The organism is Citrobacter sp. Cm038, from assembly GCF_030333105.1.
GTDB classification, from domain to species: Bacteria; Pseudomonadota; Gammaproteobacteria; order Enterobacterales; family Enterobacteriaceae; genus Citrobacter; species Citrobacter murliniae.
Genome location: NZ_JAOWGO010000017.1, coordinates 13,689 through 31,263, shown reverse-complemented (window position 1 = coordinate 31,263; position 17,575 = coordinate 13,689). Strand labels below are relative to the sequence as shown.

The 17,575-nt window shown below is 51.7% G+C and carries 20 protein-coding genes; 15 read left to right on the top strand and 5 right to left on the bottom strand.

Annotation, left to right across the window (positions count from 1 at the left end; all coding sequences use genetic code 11):
• The first annotated feature begins 27 nt into the window (after positions 1-27).
• From glaH to csiR, 6 genes are all read left to right on the top strand, one after another.
• Positions 28-1,005 carry a glutarate dioxygenase GlaH gene (glaH, locus tag OGY01_RS08190; RefSeq protein ID WP_045446517.1) on the top strand — a complete coding sequence of 326 codons (978 nt, stop codon included), beginning with the start codon at positions 28-30 and terminating at the stop codon, positions 1,003-1,005.
• A gap of 19 nt (positions 1,006-1,024) precedes the next feature.
• On the top strand, positions 1,025-2,293 hold the full coding sequence (gene lhgD / locus OGY01_RS08185) for an L-2-hydroxyglutarate dehydrogenase (protein ID WP_048220712.1): 1,269 nt from the start codon (positions 1,025-1,027) through the stop codon (positions 2,291-2,293).
• Between the two features lie 23 nt (positions 2,294-2,316).
• A complete protein-coding gene (gabD, locus tag OGY01_RS08180) occupies positions 2,317-3,765 on the top strand; it encodes an NADP-dependent succinate-semialdehyde dehydrogenase (protein WP_286492850.1) in 1,449 nt (482 codons plus the stop codon).
• 25 nt (positions 3,766-3,790) lie between these two features.
• The gene (gene gabT, locus OGY01_RS08175) at positions 3,791-5,074 is read left to right on the top strand and encodes a 4-aminobutyrate--2-oxoglutarate transaminase (protein ID WP_048220709.1); all 1,284 of its coding nucleotides are present in this window, start codon (positions 3,791-3,793) and stop codon (positions 5,072-5,074) included.
• Positions 5,075-5,252: 178 nt separating this feature from the next.
• A complete protein-coding gene (gabP, locus tag OGY01_RS08170; protein ID WP_284097245.1) occupies positions 5,253-6,653 on the top strand; it encodes a GABA permease in 1,401 nt (466 codons plus the stop codon).
• Positions 6,654-6,698: 45 nt separating this feature from the next.
• Positions 6,699-7,385, top strand: a complete 687-nt coding sequence (csiR, locus tag OGY01_RS08165) for a DNA-binding transcriptional regulator CsiR (RefSeq protein WP_045446529.1) — start codon at positions 6,699-6,701, stop codon at positions 7,383-7,385.
• A gap of 12 nt (positions 7,386-7,397) precedes the next feature.
• Here the strand turns inward: csiR and lysM are convergent, their stop codons facing one another.
• Together lysM and OGY01_RS08155 are read right to left on the bottom strand one after the other, a co-directional pair.
• Complete coding sequence (gene lysM, locus OGY01_RS08160) at positions 7,398-7,847, bottom strand: peptidoglycan-binding protein LysM (RefSeq protein ID WP_286492849.1); 450 nt, start codon at positions 7,845-7,847, stop codon at positions 7,398-7,400.
• A gap of 97 nt (positions 7,848-7,944) precedes the next feature.
• On the bottom strand, positions 7,945-8,103 hold the full coding sequence (locus tag OGY01_RS08155; protein ID WP_045446535.1) for a YqaE/Pmp3 family membrane protein: 159 nt from the start codon (positions 8,101-8,103) through the stop codon (positions 7,945-7,947).
• Positions 8,104-8,487: 384 nt separating this feature from the next.
• On the opposite strand from OGY01_RS08155, the gene OGY01_RS08150 reads away from it, so the two are divergent.
• The 3 genes from OGY01_RS08150 (at position 8,488) to OGY01_RS08140 (ending at position 9,584) form a co-directional block, all read left to right on the top strand.
• The gene (locus tag OGY01_RS08150) at positions 8,488-8,787 is read left to right on the top strand and encodes an ArsR/SmtB family transcription factor (protein ID WP_048220707.1); all 300 of its coding nucleotides are present in this window, start codon (positions 8,488-8,490) and stop codon (positions 8,785-8,787) included.
• Between the two features lie 9 nt (positions 8,788-8,796).
• A complete protein-coding gene (locus OGY01_RS08145) occupies positions 8,797-9,324 on the top strand; it encodes a rhodanese family protein (protein WP_045446541.1) in 528 nt (175 codons plus the stop codon).
• A gap of 80 nt (positions 9,325-9,404) precedes the next feature.
• Positions 9,405-9,584, top strand: a complete 180-nt coding sequence (locus tag OGY01_RS08140; RefSeq protein WP_006687214.1) for a GDFGVC terminal motif YodC-like protein — start codon at positions 9,405-9,407, stop codon at positions 9,582-9,584.
• 34 nt (positions 9,585-9,618) lie between these two features.
• Here OGY01_RS08140 and stpA read toward each other — a convergent pair whose 3' ends face one another.
• A complete protein-coding gene (gene stpA / locus OGY01_RS08135; protein ID WP_045446547.1) occupies positions 9,619-10,020 on the bottom strand; it encodes a DNA-binding protein StpA in 402 nt (133 codons plus the stop codon).
• Between the two features lie 554 nt (positions 10,021-10,574).
• Between stpA and alaE the strand changes: the two genes are divergently transcribed.
• On the top strand, positions 10,575-11,024 hold the full coding sequence (gene alaE / locus OGY01_RS08130; RefSeq protein WP_045446551.1) for an L-alanine exporter AlaE: 450 nt from the start codon (positions 10,575-10,577) through the stop codon (positions 11,022-11,024).
• A 38-nt stretch (positions 11,025-11,062) separates the two neighbouring features.
• Here alaE and OGY01_RS08125 read toward each other — a convergent pair whose 3' ends face one another.
• Both OGY01_RS08125 and pdxR read right to left on the bottom strand, forming a co-directional pair.
• A complete protein-coding gene (locus tag OGY01_RS08125; RefSeq protein ID WP_045446554.1) occupies positions 11,063-11,413 on the bottom strand; it encodes a DUF2002 family protein in 351 nt (116 codons plus the stop codon).
• A gap of 123 nt (positions 11,414-11,536) precedes the next feature.
• Positions 11,537-12,871 (bottom strand): MocR-like pyridoxine biosynthesis transcription factor PdxR, encoded by a 1,335-nt coding sequence (pdxR, locus tag OGY01_RS08120; protein ID WP_045446557.1) that lies wholly within the window; start codon positions 12,869-12,871, stop codon positions 11,537-11,539.
• A gap of 90 nt (positions 12,872-12,961) precedes the next feature.
• On the opposite strand from pdxR, the gene OGY01_RS08115 reads away from it, so the two are divergent.
• The 5 genes from OGY01_RS08115 to nrdF all read left to right on the top strand — a co-directional run bounded on the left by OGY01_RS08115 (position 12,962) and on the right by nrdF (position 17,397).
• Positions 12,962-13,393, top strand: a complete 432-nt coding sequence (locus tag OGY01_RS08115; protein WP_045446560.1) for a carboxymuconolactone decarboxylase family protein — start codon at positions 12,962-12,964, stop codon at positions 13,391-13,393.
• Positions 13,394-13,657: 264 nt separating this feature from the next.
• Complete coding sequence (gene nrdH / locus OGY01_RS08110; RefSeq protein WP_045446564.1) at positions 13,658-13,903, top strand: glutaredoxin-like protein NrdH; 246 nt, start codon at positions 13,658-13,660, stop codon at positions 13,901-13,903.
• Positions 13,900-14,310, top strand: coding sequence for a class Ib ribonucleoside-diphosphate reductase assembly flavoprotein NrdI (gene nrdI, locus OGY01_RS08105; RefSeq protein ID WP_045446567.1), 411 nt, complete (start codon positions 13,900-13,902; stop codon positions 14,308-14,310). Before nrdH ends, nrdI begins: the two co-directional genes overlap by 4 nt.
• Entirely contained in the window at positions 14,283-16,427 is a 2,145-nt protein-coding gene (gene nrdE / locus OGY01_RS08100; RefSeq protein ID WP_286492848.1) for a class 1b ribonucleoside-diphosphate reductase subunit alpha, read from the top strand. Before nrdI ends, nrdE begins: the two co-directional genes overlap by 28 nt.
• A 10-nt stretch (positions 16,428-16,437) precedes the next feature.
• Positions 16,438-17,397, top strand: coding sequence for a class 1b ribonucleoside-diphosphate reductase subunit beta (gene nrdF / locus OGY01_RS08095; RefSeq protein ID WP_225761558.1), 960 nt, complete (start codon positions 16,438-16,440; stop codon positions 17,395-17,397).
• The last annotated feature ends 178 nt before the right edge of the window (positions 17,398-17,575 follow it).

Below are 17,575 nucleotides of genomic sequence, written 5' to 3'. Positions count from 1 at the left end.
GACAATCTACTGAGAGGATCGATTCTGATGAACGCACTGACTGCCGTAAAACCGAACGCTGAAGATCCAGCCCAGCACTACAGCGGTTTCACGCTGAAACCATCAGCCCAGTCTCCACGCCTGCTGGAACTGACTTTCTCCGCCGAGACTACGGAGCAATTTCTGCAAGCTGTGGCACAGTGGCCGGTGCAGGCACTGGAATACAAATCTTTCTTGCGATTTAAAGTGAGCAAAATCCTCGACGATTTGTGCGGTAATCAGTTGCAGCCTCTGCTGCTGAAAACGCTGCTGGATCGTGCTGAAGGCGCACTACTGATCAACGCCGTGGGTGTTGATGACGTGGCGCAAGCAGAAGAGATGGTCAAGCTGGCAACGGCAGTCGCACATCTTATCGGACGCTCCAATTTTGATGCGATGAGCGGTCAGTACTATGCGCGTTTTGTGGTTAAAAACGTTGATAACTCAGACAGCTATCTGCGCCAGCCGCACCGTGTAATGGAGTTGCATAACGACGGAACCTACCTCGAAGAAATCACCGACTACGTGTTGATGATGAAGATCGACGAGCAGAACATGACCGGCGGTAACTCGCTGCTGCTGCACCTTGACGACTGGGAACATCTGGATCAGTACTTCACCCATCCGCTGGCACGCCGCGCTATGCGCTTCGCCGCACCACCAAGCAAAAACGTCAGCCAGGACGTGTTTCATCCGGTGTTTGACGTCGACCAACAGGGTCGCCCGGTGATGCGCTACATCGACCAGTTCGTCCAGCCAAAAGACTATGAAGAAGGTGTCTGGCTGAGCGATCTCTCAGACGCGCTGGAAACCAGCAAAAGCATCCTGTCTGTTCCGGTTTCAGTCGGCAAATTCCTGCTGATCAACAACCTGTTCTGGCTGCACGGTCGCGATCGTTTTACGTCGCATCCTGATCTGCGCCGTGAACTGATGCGCCAGCGTGGTTACTTTGCTTACTCCACCAACCACTACCAGACCCATCAGTAAGCGCGAAGGAAAATAGCGGATGTATGATTTTGTGATTATTGGCGGCGGCATTATCGGCATGTCGACCGCCATGCAGCTGATTGATGTCTATCCGGACGCCAGAATTGCGCTGCTGGAAAAAGAGTCCGGCCCGGCCTGTCACCAGACGGGCCACAATAGCGGCGTGATCCATGCCGGGGTTTATTACACCCCCGGCAGCCTGAAGGCACAGTTTTGCCTGGCCGGAAATCGTGCTACCAAAGCCTTTTGCGACCAAAACGACATCCGCTATGACGTCTGCGGAAAAATGCTGGTTGCCACCTCTGAACTGGAAATGGAGCGGATGCGCGCCTTATGGGATCGCACCGCCGCCAACGGCTTAGAACGCGAGTGGCTGAACGCTGAAGAACTGCGTGAGCGTGAGCCGAACATCACCGGACTGGGCGGTATTTTTGTCCCGTCGAGCGGGATTGTCAGCTACCGTGAAGTGACGGCTGCAATGGCGAAAATCTTTCAGGCCAGAGGCGGTGAGATTATTTACAACGCCGAAGTCAGCGCGCTGAAAGAACACGCTACAGGTGTAATCGTGCATACCCGCCAGGGTCAGGAATATGAGGGCGCGACGCTGATTACCTGCTCCGGCCTGATGGCTGACCGACTGGTGAAAATGCTTGGCGTCGACCCCGGCTTTATCATCTGCCCGTTTCGCGGTGAATACTTCCGTCTGGCGCCAGAGCATAACCAGATAGTCAACCATCTGATCTACCCCATTCCCGACCCGGCGATGCCGTTTCTTGGCGTTCATCTCACCCGCATGATTGACGGCAGCGTAACGGTAGGTCCCAACGCAGTACTGGCGTTTAAGCGTGAAGGTTATCGCAAACGCGATATTTCCCTCAGCGACACGCTGGAGATATTAGGTTCCTCCGGCATCCGCCGGGTGCTGCAAAATAACCTGCGTTCCGGCCTTAGTGAGATGAAAAACTCACTGTGCAAAAGCGGCTATCTGCGGTTGGTACAAAAGTACTGCCCGAGCCTGACGCAAAAAGATCTGCAGCCGTGGCCCGCGGGCGTACGTGCGCAGGCGGTATCGCCTGACGGTAAGTTGATCGACGACTTTCTGTTTGTCACCACGCCACGTTCAATTCATACCTGCAACGCCCCCTCTCCAGCCGCGACATCGGCAATCCCTATCGGTGCGCATATCGTCAGCAAGGTTCATGCGCTGCTGGAAAACCAGAACAATCCCGGACGCACGCTGCGTGCGGCACGTAGCGTGGAAACATTACACGCCGCATTCACTCGTTAAACATTTTATGACAGGAAGCAATCATGCAACTTAACGATCCAACCTTGTTTCGCCAGCAGGCATTGATCAACGGCCACTGGCGTGACGCCAACAGCGGCGAGACCATCGCGGTGACCAACCCCGCAAATGGTCAGCAGTTAGGTAGCGTACCGAAAATGGGTGCGGATGAAACCCGCGAGGCCATTGAAGCCGCTAACCGTGCACTGCCCGCATGGCGAACGCTGACCGCCAAAGAGCGGGCGAATATTCTGCGCCGCTGGTTTAACCTGATGATTGAACATCAGGACGATCTCGCCCGTCTGATGACCCTCGAACAGGGGAAACCGCTGGCGGAAGCGAAAGGTGAAATCATTTATGCCGCCTCCTTTATTGAGTGGTTTGCCGAAGAGGGCAAACGTATCTACGGCGACACCATCCCAGGTCATCAGGCCGATAAGCGCCTGATCGTCATTAAGCAACCTATCGGCGTGACCGCCGCGATTACGCCGTGGAACTTCCCTTCGGCGATGATCACCCGCAAAGCCGGTCCGGCGCTGGCGGCAGGCTGCACGATGGTACTCAAACCGGCCAGCCAGACGCCTTACTCAGCGCTGGCGCTGGCGGAGCTGGCCAATCGCGCCGGGATCCCGGCGGGCGTATTCAGCGTCGTCACCGGCTCGGCTGGCGCAGTTGGCAACGAGCTGACCAGCAACCCGCTGGTACGCAAGCTGTCGTTTACCGGCTCTACCGAGATTGGTCGTCAGTTAATGCAGCAATGCGCTAAAGACATCAAAAAGGTGTCGCTGGAACTGGGCGGCAATGCGCCGTTTATCGTCTTTGACGATGCCGATCTCGATAAAGCGGTGGAAGGCGCGCTGGCATCGAAGTTTCGTAACGCCGGGCAGACCTGCGTCTGCGCCAACCGTCTGTATGTTCAGGACGGCGTGTATGAACGTTTTGCTGAGAAACTCCAGCAGGCCGTGAGCAAGCTGCACCTCGGCGACGGCCTGGAGCCCAACGTCACCACCGGGCCGCTGATTGATGAGAAAGCGGTTGCCAAAGTGCAGGAGCACATCGCAGATGCGCTGGAGAAAGGCGCTCGGGTTATCACGGGTGGCAAGGCGCATGCGCTGGGCGGCAACTTCTTCCAGCCCACCATTCTGGTGGATGTACCTGACAACGCAAAGGTCGCCAAAGAAGAGACCTTCGGCCCGCTGGCTCCGCTATTTCGTTTTAAAGATGAGGCTGACGTCATCGCACAAGCCAACGATACCGAGTTTGGTCTGGCGGCTTACTTCTACGCCCGCGATTTAAGCCGCGTTTTCCGCGTCGGCGAAGCGCTGGAGTACGGCATCGTCGGGATTAACACCGGCATCATCTCCAACGAAGTCGCCCCATTCGGCGGAATTAAAGCTTCTGGCCTTGGTCGTGAAGGCTCTAAATACGGCATCGAAGATTATTTAGAAATCAAATATATGTGCATTGGCCTTTAATAAAACAAATACTGGAGAACACCTGATGAGCACCAATAAAGAACTTATGCAACGTCGCAGCAATGCCGTTCCTCGTGGCGTAGGACAGATCCACCCTATTTTTGCCGAACGCGCAGAAAACTGCCGGGTCTGGGACGTTGAAGGCCGCGAGTTCCTCGACTTTGCTGGCGGTATCGCGGTGCTGAATACCGGTCACCTGCATCCACAAATTGTCTCTGCGGTAGAAGCTCAGCTAAAAAAGCTGTCGCATACCTGCTTCCAGGTGCTGGCTTATGAGCCGTACCTGGAACTTTGCGAAATCATGAACAAGAAGGTGCCGGGCGATTTTGCTAAGAAAACGCTGCTGGTCACTACCGGCTCTGAAGCGGTGGAAAACGCGGTGAAAATTGCCCGAGCCGCCACCAAACGAACCGGCACCATCGCCTTTAGCGGCGCTTATCACGGTCGTACCCACTACACCCTGTCATTAACCGGGAAAGTCAATCCGTACTCTGCCGGAATGGGACTAATGCCGGGCCACGTTTATCGCGCACTGTATCCTTGCGCTCTGCACGGTATCAGCGAAGACGATGCTATCGCCAGCATCCATCGAATCTTTAAAAACGACGCCGCCCCGGAAGATGTCGCCGCCATCGTGATTGAGCCGGTACAGGGCGAAGGCGGTTTTTACGCCGCTTCCCCCGCCTTTATGCAACGCCTGCGCGCAATTTGTGATGAACACGGGATCATGTTGATTGCCGATGAAGTGCAAAGCGGCGCGGGCCGTACCGGCACGCTGTTTGCCATGGAGCAGATGGGCGTCGCGCCAGATATCACCACCTTCGCTAAATCCATCGCCGGTGGCTTCCCGCTGGCAGGTGTTACCGGACGCGCCGAAGTGATGGACGCCATCCCCCCAGGCGGTCTGGGTGGCACTTATGCCGGTAACCCGATTGCCTGTGCCGCTGCGCTGGCGGTGCTGAACATTTTCGAGCAGGAAAACCTGCTGCAAAAAGCCAATGAGCTGGGCAAGACCCTGCGTGATGGGCTGCTGGCAATCGCCGAAACACATCGCGAAATCGGTGATGTTCGCGGCCTGGGAGCGATGATTGCCATCGAACTGTTCGAAGACGGCGACCACAACAAGCCAGATGCCAAACTGACTGCTGAGATCGTTGCCCGGGCCCGTGATAAAGGGCTGATCCTGCTCTCCTGTGGGCCGTACTACAACGTACTACGTATCCTCGTGCCACTCACCATCGAAGATGCGCAAATCCGCCAGGGGCTGGACATTATCGCCCAGTGTTTTGATGAGGCGAAGCAGCACTAATTGCCGGATGGCGCAATCTGTAGGTCAGATAAGGCCTTTACGCCGCCATTCGACAAACAAGCAAAACAAAACGGATAAGGCCGTCCGGTAAAAATATCCAATAACAATTATACGCGTGCCCCGGCGCGGGAATGCCGGGGTGCTCTCCCAAGTGAAATACTTTCGAGAGGTTTAAAAGATGGGGCAAGTGTCACAATCACATGATTTAGGGGGCGGGCTGAAATCACGCCACGTCACCATGTTATCTATTGCCGGGGTTATCGGTGCAAGTCTGTTTGTAGGTTCAAGCGTAGCCATTGCAGAAGCAGGACCTGCGGTATTGCTGGCCTATCTGTTCGCCGGATTACTGGTGGTGATGATTATGCGTATGCTGGCCGAAATGGCCGTTGCCACCCCAGATACCGGTTCCTTTTCTACTTACGCCGACAAGGCTATCGGGCCGTGGGCTGGTTATACCATCGGCTGGCTGTACTGGTGGTTCTGGGTATTGGTGATCCCACTGGAAGCTAATATTGCCGCCATAATACTGCACTCATGGATCCCGGGCATTCCTGTCTGGCTGTTCTCGCTGGTTATCACGCTGGCGTTAACCGGCAGTAATTTGCTGAGCGTCAAAAATTACGGTGAGTTCGAGTTCTGGCTGGCGCTGTGCAAAGTGATTGCCATTCTGGCGTTTATCGCCCTGGGCGCGGCAGCGATTAGCGGTTTCTATCCCTACGCTGAGGTCAGTGGAATTTCACGGCTGTGGGATCACGGCGGCTTTATGCCTAACGGTTTTGGCGCGGTGCTCAGCGCGATGCTGATAACCATGTTCTCCTTTATGGGCGCGGAGATTGTTACCATTGCCGCCGCGGAGTCCGACACCCCGGATAAACACATCGTGCGCGCCACGAACTCGGTTATCTGGCGTATCTCTATTTTCTATCTGTGCTCAATTTTCGTGGTGGTGGCATTGATCCCGTGGAACATGCCGGGGCTTAAAGAGGTTGGCTCTTACCGCTCGGTGCTGGAATTACTGCACATCCCGCACGCGAAACTGATCATGGACTGCGTCATTTTACTGTCGGTAACCAGTTGTTTGAACTCTGCGCTGTATACGGCATCCAGGATGCTCTACTCCCTGAGCCGTCGTGGAGATGCCCCAGCTTTTATGGGCAAAACTAACCGTAGCAAAACACCTTATGTCGCGGTGCTGCTGTCGACTGGGGCCGCTTTCCTCACCGTGATCGTCAACTATTACGCGCCAGCAAAAGTGTTTAAGTTTCTGATCGACAGCTCTGGCGCCATCGCGCTGCTGGTCTATCTGGTGATTGCTATTTCCCAGCTCCGGATGCGCAAGATCCTGATGGCACAAGGCGGGGAAATTAAGCTGAGAATGTGGCTCTATCCGTGGCTAACCTGGCTGGTCATCGCCTTTATTATCTTTGTATTAGTGGTGATGCTCTTTCGCCCGGCGCAACAGTTGGAGGTTATCTCAACCGGGCTGCTCGCCATCGGGATTATTTGCACTGTGCCAATTATGTCACGCTGGAAAAAACTGCTATCGTGGCAAAAAGCACCGTTGCAAAATACGCATTAAATCCGTTCCCGGCACAGGCCGGGAAACCTTTTCAGGAGTATGACCATGACCGCCATTTCCCAACCGACGGCCATTGATGGGTACCGCTGGCTCAAAAACGACATCATCCGTGGTGTGTATCAGCCTGATGAAAAACTGCGAATGAGCCTGCTGACCTCGCGCTATGAACTGGGAGTCGGGCCGTTGCGCGAGGCGCTTTCGCAACTGGTGGCAGAACAGCTGGTCACGGTGGTCAATCAGAAAGGGTATCGTGTGGCATCGATGTCAGAGCAGGAGCTGCTCGATATTTTTGACGCCCGCGCTAATACGGAGGCGATGCTGGTGAGTCTGGCAATTGAGCGCGGCGACGACGCCTGGGAAGCAGAGATTCTGGCGCGGGCACATATGCTGAGCAAGCTTGAAGCTGTTGACGCCAGCGAGCAGATGCTGGATGAGTGGGATCAGCGACATCAGGCGTTTCACACGGCAATTGTTGCCGGGTGCGGTTCACACTATTTGCTGCAAATGCGCGAACGGCTGTTCGATCTCGCAGCACGCTACCGGTTTATCTGGCTGCGTAAAACGGTGCTATCCGTTGAAATGCTTGAAGATAAACACGATCAGCATCAGACGCTTACCGAAGCAATTATGGCGCGCGATGCAGAGCGCGCCAGCGAATTAATGCGCCAGCACCTGCTGACGCCAATTCCTATTATTCAGCAGGCCATGTCCGGAAAACTTCTGACGGAATAAACCTGTTCTTCTTTACTCTTCCGGAATACGTAAAACCTGCCCGGGATAGATTTTATCCGGGCTTTTCAGCATCGGTTTATTCGCCTCGAATATCTTATTGTACAGGTTAGCATTACCATAAACCTGTTTCGAAATAGCGCTCAGCGTGTCACCGGACTTCACCGTATAAAACTGACTTTCATTCGCCGGCGCAGAAGTTGTGACCTGGTCATCCACACTACCAATACCGGAGATATTACCGATCGCGATCAGAATTTTTTCTTTCGCTTCCTGGCTTAACCCATCTCCAGAAACGGTCGCCTTACCTTCGGCAATTTGGACGTTCACTTTATCTGCATCTGGAATACCGGTTTTACTCAGGTGTTCCTGCACCTTTTTCGCCAGTTCGTCACCACCATGATTTCCTGTGACCGCATCCCAGAGTTTTTCACCCGCATCTTTCACAAAATTGAAGAGACCCATATTCACCTCGGTTATTAACAATCAACACCAAGAAGTGTAGCAGAGGGGAAGGATCGATCAGGAAAGCGGCGCAGATGCGCCGCAATAGTGGAAAAGATTAGTTACGCGTCTGTACCCAGAATGCATGAATAAGACCGGGGATGTAACCCAGCAGTGTCAGTACGATATTGAGGATAAACGCCCAGCCAAATCCTTTCCCCAGCAGTACACCAAGAGGAGGCAAAATAATAGTTAAAACAATTCTCCAGAAACCCATACACACTCCATACAAGCAAAAAATTAATCATTGTGTATACCCAAAATAATTTGAGTTGCAGCCAGGCGACAAAAGAGTGAGTCCCGATGAGCTTGCTCTTGCAAGTGATTCGGGTGAGCGACAAATCTGTCAGAAACAGATTTGAGCGCTACGGAACAACCGCCCGTAAGGCGAGACTCATGGATGAGTCGTGTAACTCGTAGCCAACGCGCATGCAACTTAAGTATGACGGGTATAAAAAGAGATTTCGTCTCTAAGCATAACCAGTGTACTCAACTCTGCCAGCCCTCCCCTGCGGTTTTACCCTCCTTTACTCTCTTTACGCTGGCGTACGATGATTGTTTATTTTAGAATGTGCTTAATTTAGAACTCACTTAAATAACTATGACTGAACTTGAACAACTCCAGGCCAGCGCTGAAAAAGCGGCCGCCCTGCTCAAAGCGATGAGCAATCCGAAACGGTTGCTGATTTTGTGCATGCTCTGCGGTTCACCGGGTACCAGCGCAGGTGAATTAGCCCGCATTACCGGCTTGAGTCCTTCCGCGACCTCCCAACATCTGGCGCGAATGCGCGAGGAAGGTCTGATAGAAAGCCAGCGAGATGCTCAGCGCATCCTCTATTTCATTAAAAATGCGGCGGTGAATTCACTTATCGCCACATTAAAAACACTGTATTGCCCATAAGGAACCATCATGACCATTGGGATAATTTCCCCGCGCGAAGCACAGGCGCTCCTGGCACAAGGGGCAAAACTGATTGATATCCGTGATGCAGATGAGTATCTGTACGAGCATATCCCAGAGGCGCAACTGGCCCCGCTATCCACCCTGGAACAGAACTCACTACCCACAAATTTGCGGGCCGAGCGCATTATTTTTCACTGCCAGTCGGGCAAGCGCACACAAAACGCCGCAGCCAAATTGCATGCCACCGCCGCGCCTGCACAGGTCTGGCTGCTTGAGGGCGGAATCGACGGCTGGAAAGCTGCAGGTTTGCCGGTAACAAAAGATAACTCACAGCCGTTGCCGCTGATGCGTCAGGTGCAGATTGCGGCTGGTAGCCTTGCCTTACTCGGCGTCGTTCTCGGTTACACGGTCAACAGTGGCTTCTTCTTACTCAGCGGTTTTGTCGGCGCAGGTCTGGTTCTTGCTGGCGTTACCGGCTTTTGTGGCATGGCACGGCTACTGGATAAAATGCCGTGGAACCGACGTACTCATTAAGCGGTAATAACCGAAACAGCGCTGTACCCGCCAATTGACGTGCTCTATGGTGGGCCATGTGATAAAGAAAGGAACGCAGTATGTTTAAACCTGGCGATTTGGTGCAACCGCGTATGGGCGGACCAAAACTGAAAGTTGTCGAAGTGAATGATGACCAGATTGTGGCCGTACAAGCCAGTAACGAAAGCGGTGAGAAATTCACACTGAAAGCTGCTGATGTTACGCGATATTCCGAAGACGGTGATTTCGGCGTTTGCTGAAATAAGCGGTGAGGATCTCCTCACCGCATTGCTATCAGATCAAAAAATCGTCGAGAGATTTACCAGCAGCCAGTGCCTGAGCAATGGGCTTCGGTGTACGTCCTTGTCCGGTCCATGTTTTCGTTTCACCATTGGTATCAGTAAAATGATATTTCGCCGGACGCGGTTGGCGTTTTTTTCCGCCCCGTGACGTGGTTGGCACCATACTCAGCAACTCTTCTGGATTAATTCCATCAGCTTGCATCAGCGCCAACAACGTATTAATTTTTTCCTGCTGCTCTGCACGCTGACGCTGTAGCTTTTCTTCTTCATCGCGTCTTTCTTTGGTAACTACCCTGAATTTTTCCAACATATCTTCAAGAACCTCGATGGGAAATTCACGGGCCATAGAACGCAGTGTGCGGATATTATTTAAGTTTTTTAACATTAAGCTCATATTAATAAAACCTCTTTAACGCAGAAATCAAAAACAGTAATACGGCAGGAAGTGTATTCGATTGTTTTTTCTATTTCCAGTATATTTTGTCGCAAAGTATTAAGCTAACAACGTTTCTTATTATTTACCTGTTGGTACGGGTGAGTCGATTTTCCGATATTTTATATAACGTGAGTATTAAAATAAATATGGCTAACGGCCTCTTAAATCATATACCCACAATACAGAAAATCACAACGTACAGTCTGGTCTGGCAGACATACCCAACATCAATTCACATTCAGAAAGGAGCTCAAAAAATTCAGAAAAACAAGTCAAAATAAGATATTGATTTAAAAGAGTTTTAACCAATACAGCAACGAAAATGCCAAAACGAACAAAAAACGAACCAACACAGAGCATTTTATCGACAAAAAGACAATAAATAAAAATTTTAAGCTAGTTGCCAGTTATTATGTAGCCATATATCCTATTAAAACGCGAAAGCAGCAAGATAAAACACTAGTTAAAAGGTATTCAAAACCTTTTATTCCCTTTTTACAAGGAGCATTAACATGTTCTCTCCGCAGTCACGCTTGCGTCATGCTGTAGCAGACACGTTCGCGATGGTTGTTTATTGTTCTGTCGTGAACATGTTGATCGAAGTATTCCTCTCTGGAATGACCTTTGAACAATCGCTTTCTTCCAGACTGGTGGCTATCCCTGTTAACATTCTGATCGCCTGGCCCTATGGTATGTACCGTGATTTATTCATGCGCGCGGCGCGTAAAGCCACGTCAGCCGGATGGGCTAAAAATCTGGCAGATGTGCTGGCGTATGTAACGTTCCAGTCTCCGGTATATGTCGTTATTCTGTTGACGGTTGGCGCTGACTGGCACCAGATTACAGCTGCAGTAAGTTCAAACATCGTGGTATCAATGCTGATGGGGGCTGTGTATGGCTACTTCCTTGATTATTGCCGCCGCCTGTTTAAAGTCAGCAGCTATCACCAGGCTAAAGCCTAAATACATCTTCTTCGCGACTGGCATCGCCAGTCGCGCCTTTAGTTCGAACTCACGTCACCAAACAACCCATTTAAATAACGCTCAAGCGCAACACGCGAGCTAAAGCCGTGCGGAATACCATAATGTTCATGGGTTTCTCCCGCTAAATAAAGCGGAAATTGCTGATAGTGATCGCAGGTTTTAATATCTGTTGCGGGATCAGCCAGCGATGAACTGCGCTCTTTTAGCGTGGGATGGATAACTAAAGCGGTACGTCCCATGCGTGCTTCCCGGTTAACGTACACATAATTTTCACCACGTCGATAGCCATAAGCTTTCTGTGTGACTACATCGACGGTAAAGCCCACTTTTTCAAGTACGCGCGCCACCTCATCTGGTCGTAAATACATATTATTTTCCTCGTTATCTTTTACTGCGGGCTTACCTTACCTGATTCAGCATTAGCAACGCTTTCAGAAAAGTCCATAAAGAAGTGAATATGACGGGATAAATATCTACAGAACGACTGACAATCAGGCCATTGCCAGCCGAAGTTGATATGCGGCCTGCTGCGCCATTTCCACAGATCTAATATTGGTAAATGACAGCAGTATTCCGCCCTTTCCTGTCGATGTTATTCGCCAATCAGTTAAAGCCTGAACTGCCAGACCCGCGAGATTAGCTTTACGTACTAATACTGTGTCCTCTCCGCTAACCGACATCACCAGTTGGATCCCGCCGTCCTGAGGAACTACGGTAAATCCTTGCTCTGTCAGCGCAGTTTCCATCCATTGACGTCGTTGAGCGTAATGTTGTCGCATCTTCTTCAGATGCCGCCAGAAATACCCCCCGTGGATAAAATCAGCCAGCGTTTGTTGCCATAAAACCGGAACACTACAGGCCGTTAGCGCCGCTTGCTGGCGGAACCGCGACACCTGAGTCAGGGGGACCACCAGCCATGCCGTGCGCAGTGCAGGAAACAGCGATTTACTGAACGTTCCGGCATAAATAACCCGCTGTGGCGCATCCAGGCTTTTTAGCGGTGGCAACGGTTTTCCGTGGTAGCGAAATTCACTGTCGTAGTCATCTTCAATGATCCATGCCTGCGCACGGGCGGCCCACTCCAGCAACTGATGTCGACGGGCTAACGAAAGCGATACCCCCAGCGGACTTTGGTGAGCTGGCGTGAGGAGCGCAAAGCGCGCATGTGGATAGTCACGGATCCCGACGTACACATCCAGTCCCTCTTCATCGACCGGAACAGGCATCATTTCAACCCTTTCCTGCGCCACTACTGGCCTGATTAAAGGAAAACCCGGATCCTCTACCCACATTCCATCACCAGGTTTTGCCAGAGCGCGTAGGATTAATGTCATCGATGCCGCATATCCAGAAGTAATAAACACCTGCTCCGGCAGGCACTCAATGCTGCGTGAAACGCGCAGGTAATCGACAATAGCCTGGCGTAACGTCAGTTCACCGCAAACATCTCCCAGCGCAAGGTCAAAACGCGTCTGTGTGCGCAAACGCCGCCCCATTACCCGCGCCCAGGTTTCCCGGGGGAAAAGATCGAGAGCGGGCAGCCCCATCTGAAACAACTGCGGCGTTGGACTTTCTCCGGCGTATACAACAGGGGCAGCAGACGTTGTATCCAGCCGCAGTTGTCTACTCACAAACGTTCCGGCCTGGCCACGTCGCACAAGCCAGCCCTGAGCCACCAGCTCAGCGTATGCATTTTCCACCGTCGAACGTGACACGCCCAGCTCCTGAGACCATGTACGGCTGGAGGGTAATCTTGTGCCAGGCTTAAGTTCACCTTTCTCAATAGCGGTTTTTAACTGGCGGGCGATTTGCTGGTAGCGTGGCATTTATGGTCTGCTTTTTTAGTGAAAATATGGCTCTCTTTTGCAGACCATTATAGTGCTACATTGCTGGTCATCCAAACGAGGAGAAATACCATGAATATGTTACGCCAGCCCTACTATGAACTCAGCCCTGAAGTCTATAACGCCCTGGTTCAGGCCAGCAAAGCGCTGGAAAACTGCGCTCTGGACACCACGCTGACGGAACTGATTTATCTGCGCATTTCACAAATTAACGGCTGTGCATTTTGTCTGGAAATGCACAGTAAAGCGCTGCGCAAATCTGGCGTTGAACAAACCAAGCTGGACGCACTGGCGGGATGGCGTGTAAGTCATCATTTCAGTGAGCAGGAACGTGCGGCACTGGCGTGGGCCGAGTCTGTCACACACATCGTCACAACTCATGCCGAAGATGATGTTTATCTGCCGCTGCTTGACCATTTTAGCGCCAAAGAGATTAGCGACCTGACATTCGCAATTAGCCTGATGAATTGCTTTAACCGCCTGGCGGTAAGCATGCGTATGTAATTGCGGGCTGCCCGATAAACCGCCTTATCGGGCCTCTCCATGCTTGTCAGTAAGCCCGAGAAGCGTAGGCATCGGGCAATTTATACGTCACTCATCCTCTTCCCCCGCTCCGCTCGTTACTCTGAACACTTTCAATCTAAAATTCCCATATCTTGTATGGTTGAATCTTTTTAAAACTACATCTAGTATCTTCTGTATCAAGACACACACAACCCGACGCCTGTTATCGCGCCGTTCTTTTATTTTTAGATGGAAATACGAATCATGCGCATTATTATTTACACTCGCAACAACTGTGTTCAGTGCCATGCCACTAAGCGGGCAATGGAAAACCGCGGATTTGATTTTGAAATGGTGAATGTCGATCTGTTGCCAGACATGGCAGACACGCTGCGTGAACAAGGTTTTCGTCAGTTACCGGTGGTAGTCGCAGGTGAAACCAGCTGGTCAGGATTCCGCCCGGATATGATTAACCGCCTGCGCCCGCAACCCCATGTGGCCAGCGCATGAATACCCTCGTCTACTTCTCCAGCAGCTCCGAAAATACCCATCGCTTTATGCAGCGTCTGGAGATGCCCGCTATTCGTATCCCACTTAATGAGCGCGAACGAATCCGGGTAGACGAACCTTACATTTTAGTCGTGCCGTCTTACGGCGGCGGCGGTACGGCTGGTGCGGTCCCACGGCAGGTGATCCGCTTTTTAAACGATACGCACAACCGGGCATTAATACGCGGCGTGATCGCCTCCGGCAATCGCAATTTCGGCGAAGCCTATGGCCGCGCGGGTGAGGTTATCTCACAAAAATGCGGCGTGCCGTGGCTCTATCGCTTTGAGCTGATGGGAACGCAAAGCGATATCGACAATGTCCGAAAAGGAGTGAGTGAATTTTGGCAACGACAACCGCAGAACGCGTAATCCCGCAAACGCTGGACTACCACGCCCTTAACGCCATGCTGAATCTGTACGATAAAGCCGGGCGGATTCAATTCGATAAAGACCATCAGGCGGTGGACGCTTTTATTACTTCCCACGTCCGCCCCAACTCGGTGGTGTTTGCCAGCCAGGATGAGCGTCTGAATACGCTCATCCGTGACGGTTATTACGACGAAAGCGTTTTAACTCGTTACGATCGCGCTTTCGTGGTGAGGCTTTTTGACCAGGCCCACGCCAGAGGATTCCGCTTCCAGACCTTCCTCGGCGCATGGAAGTACTACACCAGCTATACGCTAAAAACCTTTGACGGTAAGTGCTACCTTGAAGATTTTGCGGATCGTGTGACGATGGTGGCGTTAACGCTGGCGCAGGGTGACGAAACGCTCGCCATGCAGCTTACCGATGAGATGCTCTCCGGGCGCTTTCAGCCTGCTACACCGACATTTTTGAACTGCGGTAAACAACAGCGCGGTGAACTGGTCTCCTGCTTCCTGTTGCGAATTGAAGACAACATGGAGTCAATTGGACGGGCGGTAAACTCCGCGTTGCAACTCTCCAAACGCGGCGGCGGCGTGGCGTTTTTGCTCTCTAACCTGCGGGAAGCTGGTGCACCTATTAAGCGCATTGAAAATCAGTCTTCCGGTGTGATCCCGGTAATGAAAATGCTGGAGGACGCATTTTCTTATGCTAATCAACTGGGTGCACGTCAGGGTGCGGGGGCCGTGTATTTGCATGCACATCACCCGGATATTCTGCGTTTTCTCGATACCAAACGCGAAAACGCCGATGAAAAAATTCGCATCAAAACGCTCTCTCTCGGCGTGGTGATCCCGGATGTCACCTTCCGTCTGGCCAAAGAAAATGCGCAGATGGCGCTGTTTTCCCCTTATGACGTGGAGCGCATTTACGGCAAACCGTTTGGTGATATCGCCGTCAGTGAACACTATGACGAACTGGTTGCTGATGTGCGCGTGCGCAAAAGCTACATTAATGCCCGCGATTTCTTCCAGCGGCTGGCGGAAATCCAGTTTGAGTCAGGCTACCCGTACATCATGTTTGAAGACACGGTGAATCGTGCCAATCCGATTGCCGGACGCATCAATATGAGCAACCTGTGCTCCGAGATTTTGCAGGTCAATAGTGCCTCGACGTACGACGAAAATCTTGACTATGTGCAGATCGGACACGATATCTCCTGCAACCTCGGCTCGCTCAACATCGCTCACACTATGGATTCACCGGACTTTGGTCGCACGGTTGAAACAGCGGTTCGCGGCTTAACCGCGGTCTCTGATATGAGCCATATCCGCAGCGTGCCGTCTGTTGAAGCCGGAAACAACGCCTCACATGCCATTGGCCTCGGACAGATGAACCTGCATGGTTATCTGGCGCGAGAAGGCATTGCCTACGGTTCACCTGAAGGGCTGGATTTTACTAATCTCTATTTTTACACCATCACCTGGCATGCGCTGAACACATCGATGAAACTAGCCCGCGAACGCGGTAAAACCTTTGCCGGATTCAAACAGTCCCGTTACGCCAGCGGCGAATACTTTACGCAATATCTGCAGGGAAACTGGCAACCGAAAACCGACAAAGTCCGCGCGTTATTTGCCCACAGCGGCATTACATTACCGACGCGCGAAATGTGGTCACAACTGCGTGACGATGTGATGCGCTACGGCATCTATAACCAGAATTTACAGGCCGTTCCACCGACCGGCTCTATCTCCTACATCAATCATGCGACCTCAAGTATCCACCCGATTGTGTCGAAGGTGGAGATCCGTAAAGAGGGTAAAACCGGGCGCGTTTACTACCCGGCCCCGTTTATGACCAACGACAATCTGGACATGTACCAGGATGCTTACGAAATCGGTCCGCAAAAAATCATTGATACCTACGCCGAAGCGACACGACATGTCGATCAAGGTCTTTCACTGACGCTATTTTTCCCTGATACCGCCACCACCCGCGATATCAATAAAGCGCAGATCTATGCCTGGAAAAAAGGGATCAAATCGCTGTACTACATCCGACTACGCCAGCTGGCGCTGGAAGGCACTGAAATCGAAGGCTGCGTGTCATGCGCACTGTAAGGAGAGCAGGATGAGATTAAATCGCATAAGTGCCATCAACTGGAATAAGATCCAGGATGATAAAGATCTCGAGGTATGGAACCGCCTGACCAGTAACTTCTGGCTGCCGGAAAAAGTCCCGCTGTCGAATGATATCCCTGCCTGGCAGACGCTGAATGCGGCCGAGCAGCAACTGACTATTCGCGTATTTACCGGGCTGACGCTACTCGACACCATTCAGAATATTGCGGGTGCGCCAACGTTAATGCAGGATGCACTAACCCCGCATGAAGAAGCCGTGTTGTCGAATATCAGCTTTATGGAGGCGGTACACGCCCGGTCATACAGCTCTATTTTCTCCACTTTATGCCAGACCCAGGATGTGGATGCAGCCTATGCCTGGAGTGAGGAAAACGCCCCTCTCCAGCGCAAAGCACAAATCATTCTTGAACATTACGCCAGCCATGATCCGCTGAAGAAGAAAATTGCCAGCGTATTTCTGGAATCTTTCCTGTTCTATTCCGGTTTCTGGTTACCAATGTATTTCTCCAGCCGTGGCAAGCTGACCAATACTGCTGATTTAATCCGTCTGATTATTCGTGACGAAGCGGTACATGGTTATTACATCGGTTATAAGTATCAAAAAGGTCTGGAGGCCATTACAGAATCGGCACGCGAAGAACTGAAGAATTTTGCGCTCGATCTGTTAATGGAGTTGTACGATAACGAAGCACGCTATACGGAAGAGCTCTACGCAGAAACGGGTTGGGTGGAGGACGTCAAAGCATTCCTTTGTTACAACGCCAATAAAGCGTTAATGAACCTGGGCTATGAGGCGTTATTCCCGGCTGAAATGGCGGATGTAAATCCGGCGATCCTCGCCGCACTGTCACCTAATGCCGACGAAAACCACGATTTCTTCTCCGGTTCGGGGTCGTCCTATGTAATGGGAAAAGCCGTCGAAACCGAAGACGACGACTGGAACTTTTAACACACATTATTGCGGAGAATATCCGACTGTTTTCCGCAATAATATTTTAACTGCATCACACAATTATGCATATGTGATCTACACTCAATCTCAGTCACATTATTCGTCTGCATTTCAACAATTCAGACGTCTTTTCGGTGTTCCTTACAAAAAATATCATCTTGCTGTTATCAGCGCT